28 protein-coding genes are annotated in these 24,957 nt (G+C 71.0%); 15 read left to right on the plus strand and 13 right to left on the minus strand.

What is annotated here, in order from left to right:
* Genes ACK4TT_RS00385 through ACK4TT_RS00400 form a run of 4 tightly spaced genes read right to left on the minus strand, consistent with a single transcriptional unit; the run spans position 1 to position 3,058 of the window.
* Positions 1–834 (minus strand): MotE family protein, encoded by an 834-nt coding sequence (locus tag ACK4TT_RS00385; protein WP_409636129.1) that lies wholly within the window; start codon positions 832–834, stop codon positions 1–3.
* A gap of 5 nt (positions 835–839) precedes the next feature.
* A complete protein-coding gene (locus tag ACK4TT_RS00390) occupies positions 840–1,325 on the minus strand; it encodes a DUF6468 domain-containing protein (protein WP_409635869.1) in 486 nt (161 codons plus the stop codon).
* Positions 1,322–2,416, minus strand: coding sequence for a flagellar motor switch protein FliM (fliM, locus tag ACK4TT_RS00395; protein ID WP_410212099.1), 1,095 nt, complete (start codon positions 2,414–2,416; stop codon positions 1,322–1,324). The genes ACK4TT_RS00390 and fliM overlap by 4 nt, the downstream gene beginning before the upstream one ends.
* Positions 2,417–2,443: 27 nt before the next feature.
* A complete protein-coding gene (locus ACK4TT_RS00400; RefSeq protein WP_410212100.1) occupies positions 2,444–3,058 on the minus strand; it encodes a flagellar basal body-associated FliL family protein in 615 nt (204 codons plus the stop codon).
* Positions 3,059–3,277: 219 nt separating this feature from the next.
* On the opposite strand from ACK4TT_RS00400, the gene flgF reads away from it, so the two are divergent.
* Genes flgF through ACK4TT_RS00425 form a run of 5 tightly spaced genes read left to right on the plus strand, consistent with a single transcriptional unit; the run spans position 3,278 to position 6,860 of the window.
* Positions 3,278–4,015: a flagellar basal-body rod protein FlgF gene (gene flgF / locus ACK4TT_RS00405; protein WP_409635860.1), complete on the plus strand. Its 738-nt coding sequence runs from the start codon at positions 3,278–3,280 to the stop codon at positions 4,013–4,015.
* 14 nt (positions 4,016–4,029) lie between these two features.
* Entirely contained in the window at positions 4,030–4,818 is a 789-nt protein-coding gene (gene flgG, locus ACK4TT_RS00410) for a flagellar basal-body rod protein FlgG (protein ID WP_409635857.1), read from the plus strand.
* Positions 4,819–4,821: 3 nt separating this feature from the next.
* Positions 4,822–5,574, plus strand: coding sequence for a flagellar basal body P-ring formation chaperone FlgA (flgA, locus tag ACK4TT_RS00415; RefSeq protein ID WP_410212101.1), 753 nt, complete (start codon positions 4,822–4,824; stop codon positions 5,572–5,574).
* 11 nt (positions 5,575–5,585) lie between these two features.
* Positions 5,586–6,335, plus strand: coding sequence for a flagellar basal body L-ring protein FlgH (gene flgH, locus ACK4TT_RS00420; protein ID WP_409635851.1), 750 nt, complete (start codon positions 5,586–5,588; stop codon positions 6,333–6,335).
* 54 nt (positions 6,336–6,389) lie between these two features.
* On the plus strand, positions 6,390–6,860 hold the full coding sequence (locus ACK4TT_RS00425; protein WP_409635848.1) for a hypothetical protein: 471 nt from the start codon (positions 6,390–6,392) through the stop codon (positions 6,858–6,860).
* Here the strand turns inward: ACK4TT_RS00425 and dxs are convergent.
* Genes dxs through ACK4TT_RS00440 form a run of 3 tightly spaced genes read right to left on the minus strand, consistent with a single transcriptional unit; the run spans position 6,857 to position 9,918 of the window.
* Positions 6,857–8,773, minus strand: a complete 1,917-nt coding sequence (dxs, locus tag ACK4TT_RS00430; RefSeq protein WP_409635845.1) for a 1-deoxy-D-xylulose-5-phosphate synthase — start codon at positions 8,771–8,773, stop codon at positions 6,857–6,859. The genes ACK4TT_RS00425 and dxs overlap by 4 nt on opposite strands.
* 24 nt (positions 8,774–8,797) lie before the next feature.
* Positions 8,798–9,679, minus strand: coding sequence for a polyprenyl synthetase family protein (locus ACK4TT_RS00435; protein WP_409636126.1), 882 nt, complete (start codon positions 9,677–9,679; stop codon positions 8,798–8,800).
* Positions 9,676–9,918 carry an exodeoxyribonuclease VII small subunit gene (locus ACK4TT_RS00440; protein ID WP_409635842.1) on the minus strand — a complete coding sequence of 81 codons (243 nt, stop codon included), beginning with the start codon at positions 9,916–9,918 and terminating at the stop codon, positions 9,676–9,678. Before ACK4TT_RS00440 ends, ACK4TT_RS00435 begins: the two co-directional genes overlap by 4 nt.
* Before the next feature lie 133 nt (positions 9,919–10,051).
* Here ACK4TT_RS00440 and ACK4TT_RS00445 point away from each other — a divergent pair, with 133 nt between their 5' ends.
* The gene (locus ACK4TT_RS00445; protein ID WP_410212102.1) at positions 10,052–11,446 is read left to right on the plus strand and encodes an alkaline phosphatase PhoX; all 1,395 of its coding nucleotides are present in this window, start codon (positions 10,052–10,054) and stop codon (positions 11,444–11,446) included.
* Here ACK4TT_RS00445 and ACK4TT_RS00450 read toward each other — a convergent pair.
* Genes ACK4TT_RS00450 through ACK4TT_RS00460 form a run of 3 tightly spaced genes read right to left on the minus strand, consistent with a single transcriptional unit; the run spans position 11,436 to position 14,211 of the window.
* The gene (locus tag ACK4TT_RS00450) at positions 11,436–12,614 is read right to left on the minus strand and encodes a tetratricopeptide repeat protein (RefSeq protein ID WP_409635836.1); all 1,179 of its coding nucleotides are present in this window, start codon (positions 12,612–12,614) and stop codon (positions 11,436–11,438) included. The genes ACK4TT_RS00445 and ACK4TT_RS00450 overlap by 11 nt on opposite strands.
* A gap of 2 nt (positions 12,615–12,616) precedes the next feature.
* On the minus strand, positions 12,617–13,237 hold the full coding sequence (locus ACK4TT_RS00455) for a histidine phosphatase family protein (protein ID WP_409635833.1): 621 nt from the start codon (positions 13,235–13,237) through the stop codon (positions 12,617–12,619).
* Between the two features lie 47 nt (positions 13,238–13,284).
* Positions 13,285–14,211, minus strand: coding sequence for a histone deacetylase family protein (locus tag ACK4TT_RS00460; RefSeq protein WP_410212103.1), 927 nt, complete (start codon positions 14,209–14,211; stop codon positions 13,285–13,287).
* A gap of 32 nt (positions 14,212–14,243) precedes the next feature.
* On the opposite strand from ACK4TT_RS00460, the gene ACK4TT_RS00465 reads away from it, so the two are divergent.
* Positions 14,244–14,780: an N-acetyltransferase family protein gene (locus ACK4TT_RS00465; RefSeq protein WP_409635828.1), complete on the plus strand. Its 537-nt coding sequence runs from the start codon at positions 14,244–14,246 to the stop codon at positions 14,778–14,780.
* Positions 14,781–14,934: 154 nt separating this feature from the next.
* Positions 14,935–15,435 (plus strand): recombinase family protein, encoded by a 501-nt coding sequence (locus ACK4TT_RS00470; RefSeq protein WP_409635825.1) that lies wholly within the window; start codon positions 14,935–14,937, stop codon positions 15,433–15,435.
* Here ACK4TT_RS00470 and ACK4TT_RS00475 read toward each other — a convergent pair.
* On the minus strand, positions 15,410–16,327 hold the full coding sequence (locus ACK4TT_RS00475) for a LysR family transcriptional regulator (RefSeq protein ID WP_409635822.1): 918 nt from the start codon (positions 16,325–16,327) through the stop codon (positions 15,410–15,412). The genes ACK4TT_RS00470 and ACK4TT_RS00475 overlap by 26 nt on opposite strands.
* 94 nt (positions 16,328–16,421) lie before the next feature.
* Here ACK4TT_RS00475 and ACK4TT_RS00480 point away from each other — a divergent pair, with 94 nt between their 5' ends.
* The 7 genes from ACK4TT_RS00480 to ACK4TT_RS00510 all read left to right on the plus strand — a co-directional run bounded on the left by ACK4TT_RS00480 (position 16,422) and on the right by ACK4TT_RS00510 (position 22,777).
* Positions 16,422–17,414: an aldo/keto reductase gene (locus ACK4TT_RS00480; RefSeq protein WP_410212104.1), complete on the plus strand. Its 993-nt coding sequence runs from the start codon at positions 16,422–16,424 to the stop codon at positions 17,412–17,414.
* A gap of 75 nt (positions 17,415–17,489) precedes the next feature.
* Entirely contained in the window at positions 17,490–18,668 is a 1,179-nt protein-coding gene (locus ACK4TT_RS00485) for a vWA domain-containing protein (RefSeq protein WP_409635816.1), read from the plus strand.
* 67 nt (positions 18,669–18,735) lie between these two features.
* Positions 18,736–19,395 (plus strand): TetR/AcrR family transcriptional regulator, encoded by a 660-nt coding sequence (locus ACK4TT_RS00490; RefSeq protein ID WP_409635813.1) that lies wholly within the window; start codon positions 18,736–18,738, stop codon positions 19,393–19,395.
* A 79-nt stretch (positions 19,396–19,474) separates the two neighbouring features.
* Entirely contained in the window at positions 19,475–19,792 is a 318-nt protein-coding gene (locus ACK4TT_RS00495; RefSeq protein ID WP_409635810.1) for a cupin, read from the plus strand.
* Between the two features lie 97 nt (positions 19,793–19,889).
* A complete protein-coding gene (locus ACK4TT_RS00500) occupies positions 19,890–20,723 on the plus strand; it encodes a hypothetical protein (RefSeq protein ID WP_409635807.1) in 834 nt (277 codons plus the stop codon).
* Positions 20,724–20,776: 53 nt separating this feature from the next.
* Positions 20,777–21,382 carry a DUF6134 family protein gene (locus ACK4TT_RS00505; protein WP_409635804.1) on the plus strand — a complete coding sequence of 202 codons (606 nt, stop codon included), beginning with the start codon at positions 20,777–20,779 and terminating at the stop codon, positions 21,380–21,382.
* 87 nt (positions 21,383–21,469) lie between these two features.
* Complete coding sequence (locus ACK4TT_RS00510; RefSeq protein ID WP_409635801.1) at positions 21,470–22,777, plus strand: MFS transporter; 1,308 nt, start codon at positions 21,470–21,472, stop codon at positions 22,775–22,777.
* Here ACK4TT_RS00510 and ACK4TT_RS00515 read toward each other — a convergent pair.
* Both ACK4TT_RS00515 and ACK4TT_RS00520 read right to left on the minus strand, forming a co-directional pair.
* Positions 22,774–23,850 (minus strand): Glu/Leu/Phe/Val dehydrogenase dimerization domain-containing protein, encoded by a 1,077-nt coding sequence (locus tag ACK4TT_RS00515; protein ID WP_410212105.1) that lies wholly within the window; start codon positions 23,848–23,850, stop codon positions 22,774–22,776. The genes ACK4TT_RS00510 and ACK4TT_RS00515 overlap by 4 nt on opposite strands.
* Positions 23,851–23,913: 63 nt before the next feature.
* Positions 23,914–24,933: an alpha/beta fold hydrolase gene (locus ACK4TT_RS00520; RefSeq protein ID WP_410212106.1), complete on the minus strand. Its 1,020-nt coding sequence runs from the start codon at positions 24,931–24,933 to the stop codon at positions 23,914–23,916.
* Positions 24,934–24,957 lie beyond the last annotated feature (24 nt).

Raw genomic sequence — 24,957 nt, forward strand, 5'->3', positions numbered from 1 at the left:
CTACCCGGCCTTGGCGGGCGGAGCGGCGGCCGGCGCCTTCGCCTGCTGGCGCGGCTGGGGCGCCTTGGCGACGGGCGGCTGGGCCTCGTTCTGGGGGCCGTTCTGGGCCAGCGCCTGGGCCTTGGCGGCGGCGGCCTGGGCGTCGGTGAAGCGCTTGGCCAGCCCCTCGGTCAGCTTCTTGGCCTCGGCGGCGGGCATCTGGGCCATGATCGCCGAGAGCGAGCGCTCCTTCATCTTGGCGGCGATCGGCAGGCGGACGCTCTCGTCGAGGGCGGTGAAGCGGGGCGCGGCGTCCTTGGCCTTCATGCCCTCGAAGACCTTCACCAGCCGGTCGATCTCGGCGGCTTCCTTGGTCTCGGCCTGGGTCAGCAGGCCCTGGACCTCGCCCTTCAGGCCGTTCAGGGCCTTGATCTTGGCGTCCAGCTTGGCCTCGGCCGCGGCCATCAGGGCGAGCTGGGTGTTGAGGTCGTCCTCGCGCTTGTCGAGCTGGCCCCGGCGATCGCCCAGGCTCTGCAGCACCTGCAGCTCGGCGGGGGACAGACCCGCCTGCTTGGCGAGCTCGGCGGCGGTGGGCGCGCAGACCGGCTTGGGCGCGATGGCGGGCGGCGGCAGGGTGGCGGCGGCGTCCTTGGCCTCGCCGGTGGCGGCCTCGCCCTCCTTGGCCGCGGCCTTGTCCTTGGGATCCTTGGCGTCGTCCTTGCCGCCCTTGACGGCCTCCTCGGCGAAGGCGCGCGCGCCCGAAACCAACTCGGGCAGGTCGCGGGCGCCGGCGAGCGCGTTGATGGCCAGCACGCCCCCGGCGGCCAGCCCCACCAGCGGCAGGATGCGCGGCATTGACTTCACCGGCGGCCTCCGAAGCTGTCGAGGGTGAGCGGCGCGTCCTCGAAGAGGTCGTCGTCCGGGCTGGCCGGCCGGGAGGCGACCCGGGGTTCCGGCCGGACCAGGCGTTCGGGCCGGGCGCGGGCATCGCGGGCGGCGGCCAGCAGGGCGCCCAGGCGGCGCTCGGCGTCACGATCCGGCTCGGGCGCGGCGCGGACCTGCTCGGGCGCCTGGGCGACCAGGCGCTCCAGCTTGGCGGCGAGCGCGCGGCCCTTCTCGATGCGGTCGGCGAGCTCGTCGGTCGCTTCGTCGGTGGCGGCGCGCAAGTCGGCCAGGCCCTGTTCGGCGCGGGCGGCGGCGGCGTTCAGTTCGGCCACGGCGGTGGCGAAACCGTCCTGGCTGTCGCGCAGCGCCTTCAGGCGGCGGTTCAGGCGCAGGCCCAGGGTCAGGGCCGCGACCAGCAGCCCCGCCAGCAGCAGGTTCATGACGATGGCGATCGCGCTCATGAGGTCCTCGTGATGGCCCGGCGGGCGTGGGGCGTCAGGGGCGCTTCGACCCGGACGGCGATGTGGGCGTTGCGGCGGCCCATGCGGCCGCGGGTGAGCGGAATGGTCCCGGCCCTAAGCTCGATCAGGCTGTCGGGCGTGGCGTTCAGCATCAGGGTCTCGCCGACCTTCATGTCCAGCACGCGCTGGAGGCTGATCTGCTGCTCGTCGAGCACCGCGCGGACCTCGAGGTTGGTGGTCCAGAGCTCGGTGGCGAGGTGGCTTTCCCAGATGTTGTCGCGGCCGAACTTCTCGCCCATGAACTGCTGCAGCAGCATCTTCCGGATGGGCTCGAGGGTGGCGTAGGGCAGCAGGAGCTCGATGCGGCCGCCACGGTCCTCCATGTCGATGCGCAGCTTCACCAGGATGGCGGCGTTGGCCGGCCGGGCGATGGCGGCGAAGCGGGGGTTGGTTTCCAGGCGGTCGAGGGTGAAGGTGACGGGCGTCAGGGGCTCGAACGCCTCGCGGGCGTCGGCCAGGACCACCTCGACCATCCGCTGGACCAGCACGCGCTCGATGGTGGTGTAGGGCCGGCCCTCGATACGCATGGCCGCCGTGCCGCGCCGGCCGCCCAGCAGCACGTCCACGATCGAGTAGATGAGGTTCGAATCGACCGTCAGCAGGCCGTAGTTGTTCAGCTCCTCGGCGCGGAACACCGACAGGATGGCCGGCAACGGGATGGAGTTCAGGTAGTCGCCGAAGCGGATCGAGCTGATGTTGTCGAGGCTGACCTCGACGTTGTCCGAGGTGAAGTTGCGGAGCGAGGTGGTCATCAACCGCACGAGGCGGTCGAAGACGATCTCCAGCATCGGCAGGCGCTCGTAGGAGACCAGCGCCGAGTTGATGATCGCCCGGATGCCGGTGCGCTCGGCCAGCTCGTCGTCCGAGAGGTCGAAGCCCAGCAGGCTGTCGATCTCGTCCTGATTGAGGATGCGCTCCGAGCCGATCAGGCTCTCGCCGCCGCCGCCGCCCGGCTTGGCCTGGGCCCAGCCGGCGTCGTCGCCGCCCTCGGCGGCCTCGGTTTCGGGAGGGAGTTCGGTGTCTTCGCTCATGGTCGGGAACGTCAGCCAGGGCGGGCCCTAGTTGATCAGCATCTCCTCGATGAGGACGGCGTTGGCCTTGGAGGGGGCGATCACCAGGTTCACCCGGCGCAGGATCTCCATGCGCAGCTGGTAGGAGCCCTGGCTGCCGGCCAGGTCCTCGGGGCGCAGCTCCCGCAGGAAGCTCTGGAACATGTCCTGGAGCCTCGGCATGTTCGGATCGAGCTCCTCGACCGCGGACTCGTCCGGCAGCTCAAGGGTGAGCTTCAGCTTCAGGAAGGTGGGCCGGCCATCGGCGGTCTGCATGTTCACCACCACGTCGGGCAGGGTGTAGAAGACCACCCCGTCGGGCCCCTCGCGGACCTGGCCGCCGGCGCCGCCGTCCTCACCTTCCTTGCCCTTCTCCTCCTTGCCCTTCTTTTCCTTCTTCTTCTCCTTGCCCTTGGCCTCGCCGTGAGCGGCCGCCTCGTCCGGCTTGGGCTTCAGGAAGATGAAGGCCGCGGTCCCGCCGCCGCCCAGCACCAGCACGGCGGCCACGCCGGCGATGATGATCAGCTTGAGCGGAAGCTTCTTCTTGCCGGGCGCGCCTTCGCCCTCCTCGCCCTCGGCGGGAGCCTCGCCCTCGGGCGCTTCCTTGACCTTGTCCTTGGCCACGCGCGCGTTCCTTAGAATCCTAGCCCGTCCACGCATGCCGCCGTTTGGTTAAGAAGCGGTTTTTAACGGACCTTAACGCCGGCCAAGGCTACCCGGCATTTTCCGCCGCCCGGCGCCCGTTAACTTTATTAGTCGCTGGATTTCCTTGGATTTTCGGGTTGGCCCGAAGCTTGCAGCGACGACGGCGAGAAAGTCGCTTTCCAAGGCCTGGCCGTTAAGATGGACAACGCCCTCTACGTCGGACTGTCGCGCCAGATGGTGCTCCGTCGCGAGATGGACATCATCTCGAACAACATCGCCAACCTCGACACGACCGGCTTCAAGGTCGAGTCGCTGATGCAGAAGACCGACCCCCAGGCGCCGGCCATGACGCTGGGCGGGCCCAAGCCGGTGAAGTTCGTCACCGCCGACGGCGTGGCCCGCGACTTCGGCCAGGGCGCCCTGCGCAGGACCGACGGCGAGTTCGACCTGGCCATCGAGGGCCAGGGCTTCTTCCGGGTGCGCGCCGACGACGGCGAGCGGTTCACCCGCGACGGCCGCTTCCGCACCGACGAGATCGGCCGCCTGACCACCCAGTCGGGCGCGCCCGTGCTGGACGACGGCGGCGGCGAGATCACCATCGACCCCGAGAAGGGCCCGGTCGGCGTCTCGGCCGACGGCGTGGTGACCCAGAACGGCGAGCGGATCGGCAAGATCGGCGTCGTCACCTTCGAGACCCTGGGCGCCCTCGAGAAGGTGGGCGACAACCTCTACCAGAACACCTCGAACCTGTTCCCCCAGCCCGCGACCGAGGCGCGCCTGCGACAGGGGATGCTGGAAGGCTCGAACGTGCAGGCCATCCTCGAGATCACCCGGATGATCGAGGTCAGCCGGGCCTACGAACAGACCGCCAAGATGATGGATTCCGAAGCCGACCTCTCGCGCCGCTCCGTCGAGCGCCTGGGGCGGGTGCAGTAAGGGAGTAGCGACCGATGCAGGCGCTCCGCACAGCCGCGACGGGCATGGCCGCCCAGCAGCTCAACGTCGAGGTCATCTCGAACAACATCGCCAACATGAACACGGTGGCGTTCAAGCGTCAGCGCGCCGAGTTCCAGGACCTGCTCTACCAGACCTTCGAGGCGGCGGGGGTGCAGTCCTCGGACCAGGGCACCATCGTGCCGACCGGGGTCCAGGTGGGCGCGGGCGTGAAGGCCGGCAGCGTCTACCGGATCAACACCCAGGGCACGCTCACCCGCACCGACAACGACTTCGACGTCGCCATCAACGGCCGGGGTTTCCTCCAGGTCCTGCTCCCCTCGGGCGAGACGGCCTACACCCGGGCCGGCAACCTGGCGGTCAACGACGAGGGCCAGCTCGTCACCCAGGACGGCTTCCAGATCCAGCCGGCCATCACCATCCCGCAGGACGCGGTGGACGTGGCCATCTCGGAAAGCGGCGAGGTGCAGGTGACCACCGCCGGGCAGGTGGCGCCCAACGTGGTGGGCCAGCTCGAGCTGGCCACCTTCCTGAACGAGGGCGGCCTGGCCGCCCAGGGCGCCAACCTCTTCAAGGAGACCGCCGCCTCGGGCCCGCCCACGACCGGCGTGCCGGGCGAGAACGGCGTCGGCAAGCTGATGCAGGGCTACACCGAAGCCTCGAACGTCGATGCGGTGGCCGAGATCAGCGCCCTGATCGTCGCCCAGCGGGCCTACGAGATGAACTCCAAGGTCATCTCCACCGCCGACAACATGCTGGCGACCGCAAACCAGGTGAAGTCGTAAGCCATGCGCCTCTTCGCCCCCTCCCTGGCGGTTCTGATCGCGGCCCTGGCGGGCCCCGCGCTCGCGGGCCAGCCGGTGACGCTGAGGGCCGACCCGGCCGACGCCGACGGGATCGTGACCCTGGGCGACCTGTTCGACGGCGCGGGCGCCGCCGGCCAGGTCCCGGTGGCCGCCCGGACCGGCGGCAGCGTGATGCTGGACGCCGGCCTCGTGCAGGCCGCCGCCCGCCGGGCCGGGCTCGACTGGGCCAACGCCCAGGGCCTGCGCAAGATCGTGGTGCGCGGGGGAACGCCCGCGGCCGCCGCCCAGCGCGGCAACGCCCAGCGCGGCAACGTCGAGGTGCTGACCTGGGCCCGCAGTCTTTCCGCCGGCGAGGTGGTGCAGCCCACCGACCTCGTCTGGGGCAAGGCCGCCGCCGCCCCGGCCGACGCGCCGAACGATCCGGACGCCGTGATCGGCCTGGCGGCCAAGCGCCCGCTGCGCGCCGGCGCGCCGGTCGCCGCCCGCGACGTGGCGGCGCTGGCCGTGGTCAAGGCGGGCGACGTCGTGACCCTGACCTACGACGCCGACGGCGTCTCGCTCGCCCTCCAGGCCAAGGCCCTCAGCGGCGGCGGCGTGGGCGAGACCATCAACGTCCAGAACCCCAGTTCGAAGAAGATCGTGCAGGCGGTCGTCACCGGACCCGGCCAGGCGGCCGTGGGCCCGGCCGCCGACATGCTCCGCCTCAACCGCTCCACCCGCGTCGCGCTCCGTTGAAGGAAGCCCCCATGCGTATCCGCCTGACCGCGCTTGCCGCCCTGGCCCCCCTCGCCGCCTCGCTGGCCGCCTGCTCCACGGTGACCGAGGCCGTCCGCGGCCCCGAGCTGGCCCCGGTGGGCTACCCCGCCGCCCTGGTGCCGCGCGAGCAGCAGGTCCTGCCCCTGGCCTCGGTCCGCGAGCCGGCCCCGATCCCGGCCAGCGCCAACTCGCTGTGGCGGGCCGGGGCGCGCACCTTCTTCGCCGACCAGCGGGCCGGCCGTGTGGGCGACATCCTGACGGTGCAGATCGACATCGACGACAGCGCCAAGACGATCAATTCGACGACCAGCTCGCGGACCTCGGGCACGACCGCGGGCTTCCCGCACCTGCTGGGCCTGGAATCCAGCCTGGGCCGCATCCTGCCGGGCGAGTACGACCCGGCCAACGCCATCGAGGTCGGCTCCAAGACGGCCAACGCCGGCGCGGGCGCCGTGAACCGGGCCGAGAAGATCAGCCTGACCATCGCCGCGGTGGTCACCGGCGTCCTGCCCAACGGCAACATGACGATCCAGGGCACCCAGGAGGTCCGCACCAACAACGACATCCGCCAGCTCACCGTGGCGGGCATCGTGCGGCCCGAGGACATCTCGGCCTCCAACACCATCCGCCACACCCAGATCGCCGAGGCGCGCATCAGCTACGGCGGCCGGGGCGACATCAGCCGGGTCCAGAAGACGCCGGCGGGCCAGTCGCTGATCGAGCGCTTCTCGCCCTTCTGAGACCTGACCGGGATCAATGCGGCGGCGCCGGCGTTAACCTATCGAGGGAGCGCCATGCGCCGCCGTAGCCTTTCCAGCCTGCTTGCCGCCCTGGCGCTCGGCGCCTGCGCCCATCCGGTCGCGCCCGCCCCCCCGGGGCCGCAGATGGCCTGGGGGCTCACCGAAAGTCCCGACGAAGCCAAGCTGGCGTTCGGTCAGGAGGACACCGACAACATCATCCTGATGCTCGCCTGCCGGCCGCAGTCGGACGCGGTGCTGGTGAGCCTCATCGACTTCGACAAGCGTGACCGGCCGGTGATGGTCCTGGAGGCCGGACGCACCTCCTCCCGCCACGAGGCGCTCGCCCAGCCCGACATGATCACCGACGGCTATATCGTCGAGGCGACGACCAGCGCCGGTGATCCGGCCCTCGGGCGCTTCGCCGCGGGCGAACCTCTGTCGGTCCGCGTCGGCGCGCGGCGCACGCACCTGCCGGCCGCGCCCGCCGAGGGCCGCCGGTTCCTGGAGATCTGCCGGGGCGCCTAGGCCCTGCGCCCCTTCGCGGCGGCGTTGTCCACGCCCAGCGCGTTGAGCGCGCCGCGGGCGATGCCTTCGGCGTCGAGGCCCGCCTGGGCGTACATGGCCTCGGGCTTGTCGTGATCCTGGAAGACGTCGGGCAGGGTGAGCGTGCGCACCTTCAGGCCGCGGTCCAGGGCGCCGTGCTCGGCCAGCGCATGCAGCACGAAGGCGCCGAAGCCGCCCACCGCGCCCTCCTCCACCGTGATCAGCGCCTCGTGCTCGCGGGCCAGCCGCAGCAGCAGGTCGAGGTCGAGCGGTTTGGCGAAGCGGGCGTCGGCGACGGTGGCCGAGAGGCCGCGCGCGGCCAGCAGGTCGGCGGCCCGGAGGCTCTCCGAGAGGCGTGTGCCCAGCGACAGGATGGCCACCGCCGTCCCCTCGCGCACGATGCGGCCCTTGCCGATCTCCAGCGGGTCGGCCAGCGGCGGGATCTCGACGCCGACGCCCTCGCCGCGCGGATAGCGGAAGGCCGAGGGGCGGTCGTCGATGGCCACGGCCGTGGCGACGGCCCGGGCGAGTTCCGCCTCGTCGGCGGGGGCCATCATGACCATGCCGGGAAGCTGGCCCATGAAGCCCAGGTCGAAGGAGCCCGCATGGGTCGGGCCGTCGGCGCCCACCAGACCCGCGCGATCGATGGCGAAGCGGACCGGCAGGCCCTGGATGGCCACGTCGTGGACCACCTGGTCGTAGCCGCGCTGCAGGAAGGTCGAATAGATCGCGCAGAACGGCTTCATGCCGTCGGCGGCGAGGCCCGCGGCGAAGGTCACCGCGTGCTGCTCGGCGATGCCCACGTCGAAGGTCCGCTCGGGGAAGCGCTCGCCGAACAGGTCGAGGCCGGTGCCGGAGGGCATGGCCGCGGTGATGGCCATGATCGCCGGGTCGCGCTCGGCGTGCTTCACAAGCTCCTGGGCGAAGACCTTGGTGTAGCTGGGCGCGTGGGCCTGGCCCTTGGCCTGCTTGCCGGTGACCACGTCGAACTTGACCACGCCGTGATACTTGTCGGCGGCGTTCTCGGCCGGGGCGTAGCCCTTGCCCTTCTGGGTGACGACGTGGACGAGGACCGGCTTGTCGTCGATCTTGCGGGCGTTCTGGAGGACGTGGACCAGGGCATCCATGTCATGCCCGTCGATCGGGCCCACGTAGTAGAAGCCCAGCTCCTCGAAGAACGTGCCGCCGGTGACCATGCCCCGGGCGAATTCCTCGGCCTTGCGGGCGGCCTCCTGGATCGGGCGCGGGAAGGCCTTGGAGACCGCCTTGCCGATGTTGCGCAGGGACTGATAGCCGCCGCCCGACACGAGCCTGGCCATGTAGGCGCTCATCCCGCCCACCGGGGGCGCGATGGACATGTCGTTGTCGTTCAGGATGACGGTGAGCTGCCTGGTCGTGTCGTAGGCGTTGTTCATGGCCTCGTAGGCCATGCCGGCGCTCATCGAGCCGTCGCCGATGACGGCCACCACCTTGTTGTCCCGGCCCTCGCGGTCGCGGGCGGCGCAGAAGCCGAGGGCGGCCGAGATGGAGGTGGCGGCGTGGGCCGCGCCGAAGGGATCGTATTCGCTCTCGGCCCGCTTGGTGAAGCCCGAAAGGCCGCCGCCCTGGCGCAGGGTGCGGATGCGGTCCCGGCGGCCGGTGAGAATCTTGTGCGGATAGGCCTGGTGGCCCACGTCCCAGATCAGGATGTCCTTGGGCGTCTCGTAGACGTGATGCAGGGCGACGGTCAGCTCGACCACCCCCAGGCCCGCGCCCAGGTGGCCGCCCGTCTGGGAGACGGCGTCGATGGTCTCGGCGCGCAGTTCGTCAGCCAGCTGGCGCAGCTCGGCGATCGAGAGCCCGCGCGTGTCGGCGGGCGAGTGGACCTTGTCGAGCAGGGGCGTGACGGGGGGCATAGGTGACGAGGCGTGACGTTGCGGCTACTGTCGGCGCTCTAGCACGAAATCCACGCTGGCCCGCAGGAAATCGGCCCGGTTCCCGAATGGATCCAGGTGAGATTTCGTCTGGTCCGCGAGCAGGCCCAGGCGCTCGCGCGCCGCGTCCACGCCCAGCAGGGTGACGAAATTGGCCTTGCCCTTCTCGGCGTCCTTGCGGGCGGCCTTGCCCATGGCGTGGGCGTCGCCCTCGGCGTCCAGCAGGTCGTCGACGATCTGGTAGGCCAGGCCCAGGTCGTGGGCGAAGGCCATCAGCGCGTGCCGTTCGGCCTCCTTGGCCCGGGCCAGGACCAGCGGCAGCTCGAAGGCGCAGGCGATCAGGGCGCCGGTCTTGAGCCGCTGCATGCGCGCGACCCCGCCCAGGTCGTCGCGCACGCCCAGGATGTCGATCATCTGGCCGCCGGCCATGCCGCGGGCGCCCGAGGCGTGGGCCAGGCGCGCGACAAGCTCGGCCCGGATCGCCCCGTCGGAATGGGTGTCCGGGTGGGCCAGTATCTCGAAGGCGGCGGTCTGCAGCGCATCGCCGGCCAGCACGGCGGTGGCCTCATCATAGGCCTTGTGCACGGTGGGCCGACCCCGGCGCACGTCGTCGTCGTCCATGCACGGCAGGTCGTCGTGGACCAGGCTGTAGGCGTGGATGCACTCGAGCGCGCAGGCCGAGCGCAGCACCGGCCGCTCGTCCAGCTCGAACATGCGGCCGGTCTCCAGCGCGAAGAAGGTGCGCAGGCGCTTGCCCGGCCCGAGCGCCGCGTAGCGCATGGCCTCGGTGAGGCGCCCCTCGGGCCCCTCGCCCCTGGGCAGGAGCTCGTCGAGGGCCACCGTCACCAGGTCGGCGGCTTCGGCCACGCGCCGGGCGAGCTCCATCAGCCGAACTCGGCCGGCTCGACCCCCACGGAGCCATCCAGATTCCTGGTGATCTTCTCGACCTGCAGGCGCGCGGCGTTCAGCTTGGCCTCGCAGTGGGCCTTCAGGGCCGAGCCGCGCCTGTACATCGCGATGGAGTCCTCAAGCGGCGCCTGACCGGATTCCAGGCGCGCCACGATCTGCTCCAGCTCGGCGAGCGCCTGCTCGAAGCTCATCTCGGCGATGTCGGCGGGCTCGGACATGGATCTCCTCAGGTTGCGACGAACCTAGAACTGGCGCCGGCGCCGGTCCACCCGCTAAGGCTGGCGGATCGGCGACTCCGTCATCCGGCTGCAACGTTGGGCGGATAGCTCGCCGACGGCAGGGGGTGCAATCATGTCCGTATCTCGTCGCGGTTTCCTGGGCCTGGCGGCCACGACCCTGGCCTTCGGCGGCCTGTCGCAGGCGTGCGCCCGAACGGGGGTCGACTATGTCAACCAGATCGTGGGCTACGGCGACCTGAAGCCCGATCCGGCGGGGATCTTCGACCTGCCCGAGGGCTTCTCGTACAAGGTCGTCTCGGAGTTCGGTCAGCCGATGGACGACGGCCTGCTGACGCCCGGCCGCATGGACGGGATGGGCTGCTTCCCGGCCGGGCCGGGGCGCGTGGCCCTGGTGCGCAACCACGAGATCTATCCGGCCGACCTGGAACGCTCGGCCTTCGGCGCGGACGGCGCGCTGGCCGCCAAGGTCGCGGCGGACCGCGTCTTCGACGTCCGCAACGGCAAGCCCTTCGCGGGCGGAACCAGCAACCTCGTCTGGGACCTGCGGGCCCAGAAGCTCGTCTCCCACCACATGAGCCTGGCCGGCACCATGCTGAACTGCGCCGGCGGAGTGACGCCGCGCAACACCTGGCTGACCTGCGAGGAGACCACCCAGCGGGCGGGAACCCAGGGGACCAGGGACCACGGCTGGGTGTTCGAGGTGCCGGCGAACGCCAAGGGCCTGGTCGAGCCCCTGCCGATCAAGGCCATGGGCCGCTTCCGCCACGAGGCGACGGCCACCGATCCGCGCACGGGGATCGTCTACCTCACCGAGGACATGGCCGACGGCCTGTTCTACCGCTACCTGCCGAACGACCCCGACCGGCTGCTGGCCGGCGGACGGCTGCAGGCGCTGGGCCTGAAGGCCCGCGACCTCGACATCCGCAACTGGAAGGAGCCGTCCTGGCGGGTCGGCGACTGGCAGGAGACGGTCTGGATCGACATCGAGGACCCCGAGAGCCCCGGCGACGACCTGCGCATGCAGGGCAAGGCCAAGGGTGCGGTCCTGCTGGCCCGCGGCGAAGGGCTGTTCTTCGGCAACGGCGAGGTGTTCATCGCCTGCACCAGCGGCGGCCCGGCCAACCACTGCCAAATTCTGCGCTATGTCCCCAGTCCCCACGAGGGCAAGGCGGGCGAAAAGGACCAGCCCGGCCGCCTGCAGCTCTTCGTCGAGCCGAACCACCCGGACATCCTCAGCATGGCCGACAACATCGCCGTCGCGCCCTGGGGCCACCTGTTCGTCTGCGAGGACAAGGGCCTCGGCCAGAACCAGCTCAAGGCCGTCACGCCCAAGGGCGAGGTCTATACGGTGGGCCGCAACGCCGAACCCGCGGGGATGGTGAAGCCGGTGAACACCGAGCTGGCGGGCGCGTGCTTCTCGCCCGACGGCTCGACGCTGTTCCTCAACCTCTATTCGCCCGGCAAGACGCTGGCGATCACCGGCCCCTGGAAAAGCCTCAGAGCCTAGACCGCAACGCGGCGACGGCGGCGGCGATCACCGGTTCCCACTGGTCCGGCTCGGCCTGGCGGAAGAGGCGGACCGAACGGTACCAGGGCATGCTCTCGCCCGTCAGGCCGTAGCGCCATTCAGGATTGGCCGGCAGCAGGCCGAGGCAGGCCTGGCCCAGGGCGCCGCAGAGGTGGACGACCGCCGTCTGCACCGAGACGACGGCGTCCAGGTTCAGCACGAGACCCGCGAGCTCCTCGTAGTCCTCGATCTCGGCCTTCGGGAACGATCGGATGTCCGCGCCCAGCTTGCGGTTCGCCGCCGCGATCTCGGCCGCCACGTCGCCATACTGCAGGCTGACGAACTCGCAGCCGGGGAGGTTGAGGACGGGCTTCAGTTGGGCGATCTCCAGCGAGCGCCGCCGGCTGCCGGTGCCCACCGATCCGCCGCGCCACGACAGGCCGATCCGCAGCCCTGGCGGGCGCGGGCCGAGCCGCTCCGCCCACTTCGCCTGAACCTCCGGGCGCGGCCGCAGGTAGGGCGTTCCCGGAAAGTCGCCGGGGCTGTTGCGGAAGAGACGCGGCGCGCTGCCCATCGCGATGGCCACCTCGAAATCCGAGCGCGACAGCGCCGCCTGGCCGTTGATCCTGACGTTCGCGGGAAATGAACTGGCGAAGAGTCCCGCCAACCGGTCGTCGCACGCTACGACGACCTGGGACGCCAGCCTGGCGACGTCGGGAAAGACGCTCGCGAACATCACCTGGTCGCCCAGACCCTGCTCCGGGACCAGGAGCACGCGGCGGCCGGCCAGGTCTTCATGCCGGGCGTTGCGGGTGACCACGCCGGCGAGCTGGGGCGGGTCGATGCCGACCTTGAGGAACTCCTCGGTGACCAGGCGGGTCTCGTAGTCCCGCCATCCGCCCTCGAAGTCGCGCTTCAGCAGCCTGAGCAGCGAGCGCCGGAACCAGGCCAGCGGATCGTTCGGCCGGAGCCGAATCGCGCGCTCCAGCGTGCCCAGCGCCTCGTCGTGCCGGCGCAGCGTCGCCTGCAAGCGCGCCGCCTCCACCAGGGCCCTGTAGCCGTGCTCGGGATCGTCGACGATGGAGAGGAGGACGGCCAGCGCCTCGTCGAACCGGCCCCGCTCGCCCAGGGACGTCGCCTTGGCCAGCACCGACTGCGCGGAGGGCACGGTCAGCTCCGCTCGAAACGGCGCATGGACCAGTACTTGTAGCCCTCGCTCTCGACGAGCTTCCAGCCGAGCTTGCGCAGGCTGCGGCCGATCATGAAGTTGAAGAAGCCGTGGGCGAGGACGACGACGTTCTCGCCGCCAGCGGCGAGCTCGATCAGCATGGCGGCCGCGCGGTCGGCGCGGGCCTCGGCCTGACGGCGGGTCTCCTGCCCCTCGTGATGGTCGAAGAACCACCACCATAGCCTGGCCAGGAAGCCCCAGATCGACGGCGACAGCCTGATCCAGGCCGGCAGGTTGGGCGGCGGGAGCGGCGCCTCGATCAGCATCTCCTCATGGGCGAACTCGCGCTCACCCGCCAGCGCCCGGGCGCTCTCGATCGAGCGCAGGCGGGTGGAGGAGACGAGCGTCCCGCATTCGGCGACGAAACGGGCAAGCGCCTGGGGCGGAGTCTGGCCGGGCAGAATGCCCAGAACCTCGTAGTTGGCCCAGAAGTCGCGGTACTCGGCCGCCGACAGCCGCACCTTGCGCGACAGCGCCGGCTCGCCATGGCGCGCCAGGATGATCGCCCCGTGCCGCCCCGACGGGGGCTTGGTCGGGTTGGGGGTGGTCAGGACCTTGTCCATCAGACCCGCACGGCTCTGCCGATGGCGCCCACGCGCTTTGAAGCCCCTTACCCGTCCGCGAGGGCCCTCACGTGCGCGAGCGCGGAAAGACCCAGAGCTTCGAGGTCGTACCCGCCCTCAAGCGAGGAGACAACCCGCCCCTTGGCCCGGGCGTTGGCCACCGAGACGATCGCCCGGGTCGCCCAGGCGAAATCCGCCTCCTCCAGGCTCTGGCCGCCGTCGCCGACGGGGTCGCGGCGGTGGGCGTCGAATCCCGCGGAGACGAGGATCAGGTCGGGGGCGAACTCGTCCACCTTCTCCATCAGACCCTCGAAGGCGCGGCGCCAGACCTGCGGCGGAGCGCCCATGGGCGAGACCGCGTTCACGATGTTGCCGGGGACCCACTCGGACGGATGGCCCGTCCCCGGCCACATGGGCCACTGGTGGATCGAGCCGAAGAACAGGCCCTCCCGGCCCGCGAACGCCGCCTGGGTGCCGTTGCCGTGGTGGATGTCGAAGTCCACCACCGCCACCTTGTGGAAGCCCGCCGCCTGGGCGGCCTTCGCGGCGATGGCGACGTTGGAGAAGATGCAGAAGCCCATGGGCAGGTTGGGCTCGGCGTGGTGGCCGGGCGGGCGCACGGCGCAGAACGCCCGTTCGGCGAGGCCGGCGGCGATGTCCCGCACCGCCTGGACCGGCGCGCCTGCCGCGCGGCGGGCCGCCACCAGGCTGCCGGCCGACATGTAGGTGTCGGCGTCGAGTTCGTGCAGATCGTGGACGGGCGTGATCCTGAAGATGGAGTCGAGGTAGGCCTGGTCATGCACCCGGGCGAGGTCGGCCAGCTCGGCCAGCGGCGCGTCGCGAGGCTCCAGGTCGAGTTCGGTGGCCTCGTCGAGGGCGTCGATCACCGCCCGCAGGCGTTCGGGCCGCTCCGGGTGCCACTCCCCTGGACGGTGGTCCAGCATGTCCTGGTGGGTGTAAAGCGCGACGTTCATGTATCCATCATACAGCAAGTCACGGGGGCTGGATGACTGAACCCACAATCCGGCGCGCCGGGCCCGCCGACGCAGAGACGATCGCGGCCCTTGGCGAGCGGACCTTCACCGAGACCTTCGGCCACCTCTATCCGGCCGAGGACCTGGCGAGTTTCCTCGCCGAGGCCCACAGCGTGGAGCGCGCCCGCGCCGATCTCGCCGACCCGACGAAGGCGCTGTGGGTGGTGGAAGCCGGCGGCGAGGCCGTGGGTTATGCGCTGGCCGGCCCCTGCGACCTTCCCCATCCCGAGGTGACCGCGGGGTGCGGAGAGCTGAAGCGCATCTATTTCCTGAAGGACTGGCAGGGCGGCGGTCTGGGCCAGCGCCTGTTCGACGAGGTCATGACCTGGCTGCAGGCGCAGGGCCCCCGCGACGTGTGGATCGGCGTCTGGTCCGAGAACTTCGGCGCCCAGCGCTTCTACGCCCGGCGCGGCTTCGAGAAGGTGGGCGGCTATGGTTTCGTCGTCGGACGAACAGTGGATTCCGAGTTCATACTGAGACGTCAGGCCGAAACATTCGCAACGATCTAGCCAATATTCGTCGCATCAGAACACAATTTGGCCTCATTCTCCTCAACCAGAGCGATTGTTGCTGAGATTTAACCTGTAGATGGGTTGGCTCCCCCTTCAGGTTCTGGGAACCTGCGACTGTTCGGCGCAGATTCCACACGAGACGGCGGGCTCAATGCTCAAGATCGGCTACGTTCGACCAGGCAACGAGAACGTGGACGAGCGGGTCTCCGGCCTCGCGGCCCTGGGCTGCCAGGTGATCCGCGTCGAGGAGGCCGCGGCCGGGCCCGCCAGCGCCCCGGTGCTCAGCTCGGTGCTCGACTTCATCGCCGCGGGAGATCAGCTCGTGGTGAGCCGCCTGGAGGAACTCGCCACCACCAGCCGGGACCTGCTCGACGTCGTGGCCCGGCTGGAGGCGCGCGGGGCGACGCTCTACGTCGCCGACGCGGACCTCAGCACCCACGGCGAAGGCGGTCGCGCATTGCGCGCCGTCCTCGAGGCGGTGGGCGCGCTGGAGCCTTCCGCGCCGGCGCGCCGGCGCCGCAGCGCCGCCGAGGCCGACGAGATCCATGCCCTGAAGCGCGCCGGAATGGGCCCGGTGGAGATCGCCCGCCGCCTCGGCGTCTCGCGCATGACGGTCTGGCGCAAGCTCAAGGACCTGGAGGCCCCGGTCTGACCCGCCGCGACGCCTGGACGAAATCCACGAACGCCCTGAGCGGCGACGGCAGGGTGCGCCGGCTGGGATAGTAGAGGAACGGGCCCGGAAAGGCCTCGGACCAGTCCGTCATCACCTCAACCAGGCGCCCGCTCTCCACGTGCGGCCGCACGTACTCCTCGAAGGCCAGCAGGAAGCCCACGCCCTCCAGCGCACCCTGCAGCAGGGCCGTGACGTTGCTCGAGACCAGCGGCCCGCGGGGCGACACCCGCACGCTCTCGCCCGCGCGCTCGAACTCCCAGGGCGGTTCGGCCCCGCTCGGATAGCGCACCTGGAGGCAGGGCCGGGAGAGCAGGTCGCGGGGATGTTCCGGCGCGCCGAGGCGGGCGATCAGCTCGGGCGCGGCCACCAGCGCGAACCGCTGCGGACCGCAGAGCGACACGGCCACCATGTCCTGAGCCAGGCTCTCGCCCCAGCGGACGCCGGCGTCATAGCCCTCGGCCACGATGTCGACGAACCGGGTCTCGGCGGCGACCTCCACCCGCACGGCCGGATAGGCCTTCAGGAACCGCGCGACGATGGGCGCCAGCACCAGGTCGATGGCCGGTTGGGGCGCGTTGATCCGCAGGGGCCCCGAGGGCACGGCCTGGGCCGAGCGCGCCTCGGCCACGGCCTCGCCGATCTCGGCCAGGGCGGGCTGGAGGCGTGCCAGCAGGGCCGCGCCAGCGTCGGTCAGCGCCACGCTGCGGGTGGTGCGGTTCAGGAGGCGCACGCCCATCCGGGTTTCCAGGTGGCGCAGGGTGGCGCTGAGCGTCGAGGCCGAGACGCCGCGCTCCACCGCCGCGCGCCGGAAGCTCCGATGCCGCGCGATGGCGGCGAAACCGTCCAGGGCGTCGAGGTCGAGCCGGTTCATTGTTCGATTTTCCGCACGGTCCGTGAGGAACAATGCCGGTTATCAGGATGAAAGCCCACCCATAGCTTTCGCCCATCCAGTCACGGAGGCGACGATGCAGACGCGCAAGCTTGGAAAGACGGGCCCCCAGGTCTCGGCCCTGGGCCTCGGGTGCATGGGGATGTCCGACGCCTACGGCCCCACGGACCGGGCCGAGAGCCTGGCCACCCTCGACGCAGCCGTGGAGGCCGGGATCACCCTGCTCGACACCGGCGACTTCTACGGCATGGGCCACAACGAGATGCTGATCGGCGAGGCGCTGAAGCGCCACCGCCGCGACGACCTGGTGCTGAGCGTGAAGTTCGGCGCCCTGCGCGGGCCCGAGGGCGCCTTCCTGGGCTTCGACGGGCGGCCGATGGCGGTGAAGAGCGCCCTCGCCTATTCGCTCCAGCGCCTGGGCGTGGACCACATCGACATATACCGGCCCGCGCGCCTGGACCCGGACGTGCCGATCGAGGAGACGGTGGGCGCCGTGGCCGAGCTGGTGCAGGCGGGCTACGTCCGCCACATCGGCCTTTCGGAGGTGGGCTCCGAGACCATCCGGCGGGCCGCCGCCGTCCACCCCATCTGCGACGTGCAGATCGAATACGCCCTGGTCTCCCGCGGCATCGAGGCGGGCGTGCTGCCCACCTGCCGCGAACTGGGGATCGGGATCACGGCCTATGGCGTGCTGGCCAGGGGCCTGATCGGCGGGCACATGACCGGCGCCCCCGGTCCGGGCGACTGGCGCGCCTTCGGCCCCCGCTTCCAGGGCGAGAACCTGGACCGCAACCTGCAGGTGGCCGAGGCGCTGCGCGCGGCGGCCGAGCGCATCGGCCTCACGCCCGCGCAGGCGGCCATCGCCTGGGTGGCGGCCCGGGGCGACGACATCGTCCCCCTGGTCGGCGCGCGCCGCCGCGAGCGGCTGGCCGAGGCCCTGGGCGCCTTCGACCGCGCCCTGACGACCGAAGAGGCGTCGATGCTGGAACAGGTCGCGCCCAAGGGCGCCATGGCGGGCGAACGCTATCCCGCCCAGCAGATGGCGATGCTGGACAGCGAGCGCGGCTGACCGGGCGCACTGGACATCGGGGGGCGGCGGCCCCATCCTCAGCGTTCAAACGAACGTTCGAGAGTCCGCCCCCCGATGTTCATGCGTTTCTTCACCGAGCTGCGCGAAGCCAAGGTGCCGGTGACGCTGAAGGAGTACCTCGCCCTCATGGAGGGCCTGGACAAGGGCGTCATCGACCGCACGGTGGACGACTTCTACTTCCTCTCCCGCGCCGCGCTGGTGAAGGACGAGAAGAACATCGACAAGTTCGACCGGGTCTTCGGCCACGTCTTCAAGGGGCTGGAGAAGCTGGACGGCGAGAACCTCGCCGCCGACATCCCCGCCGAGTGGCTGCGCAAGATCTCCGAGAAGTTCCTCACCGAGGAGGAGAAGGCCCAGATCGAGGCCATGGGCGGCTTCGACAAGCTGATGGAGGCCCTGGCCGAGCGCATCCGCGAGCAGAAGGAGCGTCACGAGGGCGGCAACAAGATGATCGGCACCGGCGGCACCTCGCCGTTCGGCGCCAACGGCTACAATCCCGAGGGCGTGCGGATCGGCCAGGACAAGGGCCGCCACGGCCGGGCCGTGAAGGTCTGGGACAAGCGCGAATACAAGAACCTGGACGACCAGGTCGAGCTCGGCACCCGCAATATCAAGGTGGCGCTCCGCCGCCTGCGTAAGTGGGTCCGCGAGGGCTCGGCCGACGAGCTGGACCTGCCGGCCACCATCAAGGGCACGGCCGAGAAGGGCTACCTCGACATCAACCTGCGTCCCGAGCGCCGCAACAAGATCAGCGTGCTCCTGTTCCTCGACGTCGGCGGCTCGATGGACTCCCACATCAAGGTCTGCGAGGAGCTGTTCAGCGCCGCCAGGGCCGAGTTCAAGAACATGGAGTTCTACTACTTCCACAACTGCCTCTACGAGGCGGTCTGGAAGGACAACCGGCGCCGTCACGCCGAGAAGATGAACACCTGGGACGTGCTCCACAAATTCCCGCACGACTACAAGGTGATCTTCGTCGGCGACGCGACCATGAGCCCCTATGAGATCACCTATCCCGGCGGCTCGGTGGAGCACTGGAACGAGGAGCCCGGCGCCGTGTGGCTGGACCGGGTGACCCAGATCTACGAGCACGTCGTGTGGCTGAACCCCACCGCCGAGCGGCACTGGGACTACACGCCCTCGATCGGCGTCATCAAACAGCTCGTCGGCGACCGGATGTTCCCGCTGACGCTCGAGGGGCTGGAGAAGGCCATGAAGGAGTTGGCGAGATAGGTTTCGTCCACGCGTTTTGCGCGTGCGCCGGATCGACCTAAGCTCCCCTGAACCCTAAGGGATTCGCATGAACGATCCCCTGATCCAGGACCCGCTCGAGACCGAGGAGGCGCAGGCCGCCACCAAGGCCGCGGTGTTCAACGCCGCCGAGCGGCTGTTCGCCCTGCATGGGTTCCAGAACGTCTCCGTGCGCGACATCACCGCCGAAGCCGGGGTGAACCTCGCCTCGGTGAACTACCACTTCGGCTCGAAGGACGCCCTGCTCTTCGAGATCTTCCGCCGGCGGACCGCCGAGCTGAACCGGGAGCGGGCCCGCCTGCTGCACGAGGCGAACGCCCGCCACGACGGCAAGCCGCCCGTGCGCGCCATCCTCGAGGCCTATTTCGCCCCGCCGCTGCGCTGGTCGGCGCCCGAGAACGAACGGCGCATCTCGCTCCAGTTCATCATCCGCGCCCGGTCCGAGGGCACCGAGGAGATGCGCGAGGTGCTGCGCAACGACGTCAGCCACCTGGCCCGCTTCGCCGACGCCCTGATGGCCGCCCGCCCCAACCTGCCGAAGGAGGACGTCTACTGGCGGCTGCACTTCGCGCTGGGCATGCTGCACAACAACCGCTTCGCCGAGTTCGACCGGCTGCACCACCTGTCGGGCGGCGTCACCCGGGAGGGCGACGTCGAAGCGCTCCTGAAGCGGATGCTCGACTTCGCCGAGGCGGGTTTCCTGCGCTGACCCGCGATTCCTGACGGACTTCTCGGCGAAATCCGCCAGGACCCTGGCGGCCGAGGCAGGCTTGGCCATATGGACGCGCATGCCCAAGATCATCACCGACGCCCGCACCTTCACCGCCCCCCGCGCCTGGGGCGCCCGCGACCTGGCGCTCGTCGAGGGCGCCAGCGTGCGCCTGCACTGGACCGACCAGGCCTACGAATGGCACGTCAACGAGGGCGTGGAGGTGTTCCTCGTCCTCGAGGGCGAGGTGGAGATGCGCTACCGCGAAGACGGTCGGGAGAAGGCCGTGCGGCTTGGGCCCGCCGACATGTTCATCGCCGACGTGGGCGATGCGCACGTGGCCCATCCGGTCGGCCCTGCGCGCGTCCTGGTGATCGAGAAACAGGGCTCGGTCTAGACCGCGGCGGCGGCCCGGGTCACGACCTCGCGCGGCCGGTTCCGCCTTGCGGAACGGTAATTTGCCCGCGGCCCGAAGCTCGGCCATAGGCCGCGCCATGACCCTGATCGCCCTTCTCGCCGTCGCGGCCGTCGTCCAGCCCGGCGTGATCTCCACCGACAAGAACGAATACAACCTGACCCGCTCGGCCGACGGCGCCGTACAGGTCTTCGCCCGCTCCGAGGCCGACTTCCAGAAGACGCAGGTCTTCGTGATCGAGGCCGGCGGGGCGCCCGCGCCGATCGCGTTCACGACGCCCGAGACCGGCGACTCCGACCCCCAGGTCTCGGCTGACGGCCAAAGCCTGCTCTTCATCTCCAGGCGCCCGCTGCCCGACCGCCCCGAGGGCAAGGACCTCAACATCTGGCGGAGCCGCCGGACCGCAGACGGCTGGAGCGCGCCCGAGCCGGTGGCCGGCGTCAACAGCCCGGGCGCCGAACTGGGCCCCGAACTGCACGGCGACATGCTCACCTTCAATTCCAGCCGCCCCGGCGGCCAGGGCAAACTCGACATCTGGGCCGCGCGCCGCGCCGGCGACGGCTTCGAGACGCCCGCGCCCCTGCCCGCGCCGCTCAACTCCCCCGACAGCGAGGGCGACTTCACGCTCAGCCCCGACGGCCGCGTGGCGCTCTTCTGGAGCGACCGGCCCGGCGGCCTGGGCGAGGGCGACATCTGGATGAGCGTGCGGAACGGCGAGGACTGGAGCGAGCCGGTGAACCTGGGCGCCCCGGTGAACAGCGAGGCCTTCGACTTCGGTCCGGCCTTCAGCGCCGACGGCCGCACCCTGACCTTCGCCAGCCTGCGCAAGCGGGACGGCGCGGACCGGCTGTCGGACGTGTACGAAATCCCGGTGAGCGAAGTCCCCGCGCTCGCCAAGGCCCTCGTTCGCTAGCGCGTCTGGCCCGCTGGCGCATCCGGCCGGCCCGCCGGAGCGTACCGGCGGGCATGGACGACGTTGCAGCCCTGTCCCGCCGCGGGTTCCTGCTGGGCCTGGCGGCCGCCCTGCCGGCGCCGGCGTTCGCCGCCCCGGCGCCCCTCGCCTTCACCGCCTATCGCAACGGCGCGAAGATCGGCGAGCACCGGGTCACGTTCATCGCCGAGGGCGGCGAGCGGACGGCGGTCGTCGAAGCCGACATGGTCGTCAAGCTGGGGCCCGTTCCGGTATTCCGTTACCGGCACGAGGCGTCCGAGCGCTGGCGGGCGGGCCGCTTCGCCCAGCTCCGGGCGTTCACCAACGGCAACGGCCAGAAGCAGCGGGTGTCGGCCGAGGCGCTTGCGGACGCCGTCGCGATCGAGGCCCCCTCCGGACGGCGGACCGCCCCGGCCGGCGCCTCGCCGCTCTCCCACTGGAACACGGCGGCCTTCGCCGGGCCGCTGTTCAACCCCACGGACGGAAAGCTGCTGCGGGTGACGGTCCGCCGGATGTCCCCGGGCCACTGGGCGATCCGCGGCGAGGCCGAGATCGACGACTTCTACGACGAGGCCGGAACCTGGCGGGCGCTGACCGGCCGCCTCTGGGACGGTTCGAAGATCGAGTATCGCCGGACCTGACAGGCGATCCGGGACTCTGCTAGACCGGTCCCATTCTTCGAGGCGTTTCAGGGCGTCGCGCCGTTCCGGCCGCGCGGCGGCGGCGATTTGGACGAACAGGCCCCCCTTCGCGAGGCCGTCCCCGACGACGGCGATCTCGCCGCCCGCGAGGCGGCCTACGAGACGTTCGTCTGGGACAACCTCAAGCGCAACTACGTCGGCCACTACCTGCACGGCATGCTGGGCATGACCGGCTTCCGGCTGGTCAACGCCCCCACCTTCCTGCCGGCCTATCTGCACGCGGTCTCGGGCTCGAACGCCATCGTGGGCCTGGGCTTGGCGCTCCAGCAGGCGGGCGGGGTGATCTCGCCGATCTTCGGGGCCACCCGGATCGAGCACCGCACCAAGGTGATGCCCGCCGCGGTGCTGATGGGCAGCCTGGGACGTCTGGCGATCCTGGGCATGGCGGTGGCGGGCTGGCTGCTCTCGGGCGCGCCCCTGGTCTGGGCCCTGCTGTTCTTCATCTTCATGTTCGGCGTCTTCATGGGCGCCCAGCGGGTGGTCTTCAGCCTCCTGATGTCGAAGGTCATCCCGATCAGCCGGCGCGGACGCCTGCAGGCCTGGCGCAACGCCACCGGCGGGGCGATCGCGGCCGTCCTGGCCTATTTCGCCGGCAAGTGCTTCATCGGTCCGAACCTGTTCGGCAACGGCTATTCGACAACCTTCATCCTCGCCTTCGTCCTGACCAGCGCGGGCCTCTGGGCGCTGCAGGTGCTGATGAAGGAGCCCGAGCCGCCGACGCTGCGGCCCCAGGCCAGGTTCCGCGACCGGCTGCGCGAGTTCCCGGACCTGATCCGCCAGGACCGCGCCTACGGCTTCTTCCTGCTGGTGCAGATGCTGGCCACCTCGGCGCGGATCGCCACGCCGTTCTACATCCTCTACGTGGGCAAGGTGGTGGGCACGGACGGGGCGACGCTGGGCCTCCTGTCGTTCGCCTTCCTGGGCGCCGACACCGCCTCGAACCTCGTCTGGGGCTACCTGGGCGACAAGACCGGCTTCCGGCTGGTGCTGGTGGTCTCGCTGCTCGGCTGGATCGCCGCCACCCTGCTGCTGATGAACGTGCACGAGGTGTGGGCGACGTTCACCGCCTTCGCAGGGCTGGGGGCCGCGCTGTCGGGCTACATGATGGCCGCCCAGACCATGATCCTGGAGTTCGGCGCCCGCGAGGACCTGCCCATGCGCATCGCCGTCTCCGCCACCGCCGAGAGCCTCACCGCCACGGCCGGGCCGCTGATCGGCGGCCTGGTGGCGGAGATGGCCGGCTACACCGTGGTGTTCGGCGCCTCGCTGGGCTTCCTGGCCGCGGCGCTGCTCATCCTGCTGCTGGCCGTGCAGGATCCCCGCACGCGCGCCTAGGCGGCGGCCTTCTTCTCGGCGGCGCCGCTGATCCGGGCGCGGGCGATCTCGTTGGCGACCTCGTTCGTCGGGCGGCGCTCGTACTGGGCCCGGTCGAGCACCTCGGCCAGGGTCTGGTCCAGACGCTCCAGCTTGGCCTCGACCCAGGCCGGGTCGAAGGCCTCGTCGCGCTCCAGGGCGCGGATCTCGCCGGCCACGTTGATGATGCCGCCGCCGTTGATGACGTAGTCCGGGGCGTAGAGGATCCCGCGGTCGAACACCGCCCGGCCGGCGGCCGCGTCGGCGAGCTGGTTGTTGGCGGCGCCGGCGATCACCCGCACCTGCAGGCGGGCGAGCGTCTCCAGGCTCACCGCCCCGCCCAGGGCGCAGGGGGCGAAGACGTCGGCGGGGACGTCGAAGATGGCCGAGGGCGCCACCACCTCCGCGCGGGTCAGGTCGGCGATGCGGCGCACGGCCTCCTGGTTCACGTCGGCGATGACCAGCCTGGCGCCGGCGGCGTGCAGCTTCTCGGCCAGGTAGCCGCCCACGTGGCCCACGCCCTGGATGGCGACCTTCACGCCGTCGAGGTCGCGGTTCAGCGCCCGGCGCACGCACAGGCGCACGCCCCGGAACACGCCCTCGGCGGTCACCGGGCTGGGATCGCCCGAGGCGGCCGGATGGCCCTCGAGCCCCGCGACGTAGCGGGCGTGCTTGCGGGCGTGGGTGAGGTCCTCGGGGCTGACGCCCACGTCCTCGGCCGTCCAGTACCGGCCGCCGACCGCCTCGACCGCGCGGCCGAACGCCTCGAACAGGGCCGGCGTCTTCTGGGTGCGGGAGTCGCCGATGATCACCGCCTTGCCGCCGCCCAGCTCCAGGTCGGCCATGGCGTTCTTGTAGGACATGGCCCGCGACAGCCGCAGCGCATCGGTCAGCGCCTCCTCGGCGGTGGCGTAGGGCCACATGCGGCAGCCGCCGGCGGCGGGCCCGCGGGCGGTCGAGTGGACGGCGATGATGCTGCGGAGGCCGGTTCTTTCGTCGAAAAAGGCGTGGACGCCTTCATGGCCCTCAAAGGCCGGAGAATCGAACAAGGTCATGCCGCAGACTTCACCGTGCAGGGAAAGGTTCGTGCGCCAGCCTCTACGCCCTGGCGCGCCATGTCACAACCCCGCAGACCGCCGCTGCGGTTCCCCGGCGGCGCGGTGGGTGGGGATCGGCGGCGCGCCCGAAGGCAGGGGCGCGTTCGGGTCCTTCAGGAAGGCCAGCACATCGGCCCAGACCGCCGGACCCTGCAGGTCGCGGGTGAGCAGGTGGTGGCCCCGCGCATAATAGGCCGAGCGGTCCGTGGGCTTCAGGTCGGCGGCGGCGCGGAAGGCGGCCTTCTTCGGGATGATGTCGTCGTGGGCGCCGTAGAGGTAGAGGGTCGGCACGCGGGCTTCCCCCACCGCCTCGGCGCCGCGGTCCATCAGGCCGACCAGGCCGTAGAGGGCGTCCGAGCGGGCGCCCCAGATCATCAGCGGGTCGCGGCCCATGGCGATCAGCTCCTCGCGGTTGTCGGTGGGCTTGATCCTGTCGGTCAGCCAGCGCGGCGGCGTATAGACCTTCGAGGCGGTGAAGTTGGCCGCCAGCCACAGCATGGTGCGGTTCGGCAGCGGCTGGTCGCTCCAGCCCCAGACGGCGGGCGCCAGCAGGACCAGCCGGTCTGCGTCGGGCGACCGGTCGGACGCGAAGGCTTCGGCTGCGACGGCGCCGCCCATGCTCTCGCCAACCACCGCGATGAGGGCGTCCGGATGCCGCTGGCGGGCCAGGGCCACCACCGTGCGCAGGTCCTCCATCATCAGCGCGTCGCCGGCCCAGACGCCGCGGCCGGGCGAGCGGCCGAAGCCCCGCTGGTCGAAGGCGTAGGTGGTGACCCCCTGCCCGGCCCACCACGGCGCGGCCAGGTGGAAGGCGTTGGCGTAGTCGTTCATGCCGTGCAGGGCGACGATGACGGCCCAAGGTTCTCCCTGGGCCTCCCACTTCGTCAGGCCCAAGAGGGCGCCGTCGAAGCTCGCGACCACGTCGCCGCCGAGATAGGGACCCCGGTAGCCGCCGGGCGGCTGGGCCGGCTGCTGCACCGCCATGGTCGAGCAGGCGGCGAGGCTGAAGACGGCGAAGAGGACGAGGAGGAAGCGCTTCATCGGTCGGGATGGCCGCGCCGGTCA

Source organism: Phenylobacterium sp. (genome assembly GCF_046463815.1).
Classification (GTDB): Bacteria; Pseudomonadota; Alphaproteobacteria; order Caulobacterales; family Caulobacteraceae; genus Phenylobacterium.

Bases quoted from the DNA above. Each gene is read 5' to 3' on its own strand.
- ACK4TT_RS00455 (WP_409635833.1), bottom strand. From the start codon at position 13,237: ATGGACAAGGTCCTGACCACCCCCAACCCGACCAAGCCCCCGTCGGGG.
- ACK4TT_RS00515 (WP_410212105.1), bottom strand. From the start codon at position 23,850: ATGACCTTGTTCGATTCTCCGGCCTTTGAGGGCCATGAAGGCGTCCAC.
- ACK4TT_RS00480 (WP_410212104.1), top strand. From the start codon at position 16,422: ATGCAGACGCGCAAGCTTGGAAAGACGGGCCCCCAGGTCTCGGCCCTG.
- ACK4TT_RS00460 (WP_410212103.1), bottom strand. From the start codon at position 14,211: ATGAACGTCGCGCTTTACACCCACCAGGACATGCTGGACCACCGTCCA.
- ACK4TT_RS00495 (WP_409635810.1), top strand. From the start codon at position 19,475: ATGCCCAAGATCATCACCGACGCCCGCACCTTCACCGCCCCCCGCGCC.
- ACK4TT_RS00500 (WP_409635807.1), top strand. From the start codon at position 19,890: ATGACCCTGATCGCCCTTCTCGCCGTCGCGGCCGTCGTCCAGCCCGGC.
- ACK4TT_RS00505 (WP_409635804.1), top strand. From the start codon at position 20,777: ATGGACGACGTTGCAGCCCTGTCCCGCCGCGGGTTCCTGCTGGGCCTG.
- ACK4TT_RS00385 (WP_409636129.1), bottom strand. From the start codon at position 834: ATGCCGCGCATCCTGCCGCTGGTGGGGCTGGCCGCCGGGGGCGTGCTG.
- ACK4TT_RS00475 (WP_409635822.1), bottom strand. From the start codon at position 16,327: ATGAACCGGCTCGACCTCGACGCCCTGGACGGTTTCGCCGCCATCGCG.
- ACK4TT_RS00490 (WP_409635813.1), top strand. From the start codon at position 18,736: ATGAACGATCCCCTGATCCAGGACCCGCTCGAGACCGAGGAGGCGCAG.
- flgF (WP_409635860.1), top strand. From the start codon at position 3,278: ATGGACAACGCCCTCTACGTCGGACTGTCGCGCCAGATGGTGCTCCGT.
- flgA (WP_410212101.1), top strand. From the start codon at position 4,822: ATGCGCCTCTTCGCCCCCTCCCTGGCGGTTCTGATCGCGGCCCTGGCG.
- flgH (WP_409635851.1), top strand. From the start codon at position 5,586: ATGCGTATCCGCCTGACCGCGCTTGCCGCCCTGGCCCCCCTCGCCGCC.
- ACK4TT_RS00465 (WP_409635828.1), top strand. From the start codon at position 14,244: ATGACTGAACCCACAATCCGGCGCGCCGGGCCCGCCGACGCAGAGACG.
- fliM (WP_410212099.1), bottom strand. From the start codon at position 2,416: ATGAGCGAAGACACCGAACTCCCTCCCGAAACCGAGGCCGCCGAGGGC.
- ACK4TT_RS00445 (WP_410212102.1), top strand. From the start codon at position 10,052: ATGTCCGTATCTCGTCGCGGTTTCCTGGGCCTGGCGGCCACGACCCTG.
- ACK4TT_RS00440 (WP_409635842.1), bottom strand. From the start codon at position 9,918: ATGTCCGAGCCCGCCGACATCGCCGAGATGAGCTTCGAGCAGGCGCTC.
- ACK4TT_RS00390 (WP_409635869.1), bottom strand. From the start codon at position 1,325: ATGAGCGCGATCGCCATCGTCATGAACCTGCTGCTGGCGGGGCTGCTG.
- ACK4TT_RS00425 (WP_409635848.1), top strand. From the start codon at position 6,390: ATGCGCCGCCGTAGCCTTTCCAGCCTGCTTGCCGCCCTGGCGCTCGGC.
- ACK4TT_RS00485 (WP_409635816.1), top strand. From the start codon at position 17,490: ATGTTCATGCGTTTCTTCACCGAGCTGCGCGAAGCCAAGGTGCCGGTG.
- flgG (WP_409635857.1), top strand. From the start codon at position 4,030: ATGCAGGCGCTCCGCACAGCCGCGACGGGCATGGCCGCCCAGCAGCTC.
- ACK4TT_RS00520 (WP_410212106.1), bottom strand. From the start codon at position 24,933: ATGAAGCGCTTCCTCCTCGTCCTCTTCGCCGTCTTCAGCCTCGCCGCC.
- ACK4TT_RS00470 (WP_409635825.1), top strand. From the start codon at position 14,935: ATGCTCAAGATCGGCTACGTTCGACCAGGCAACGAGAACGTGGACGAG.
- dxs (WP_409635845.1), bottom strand. From the start codon at position 8,773: ATGCCCCCCGTCACGCCCCTGCTCGACAAGGTCCACTCGCCCGCCGAC.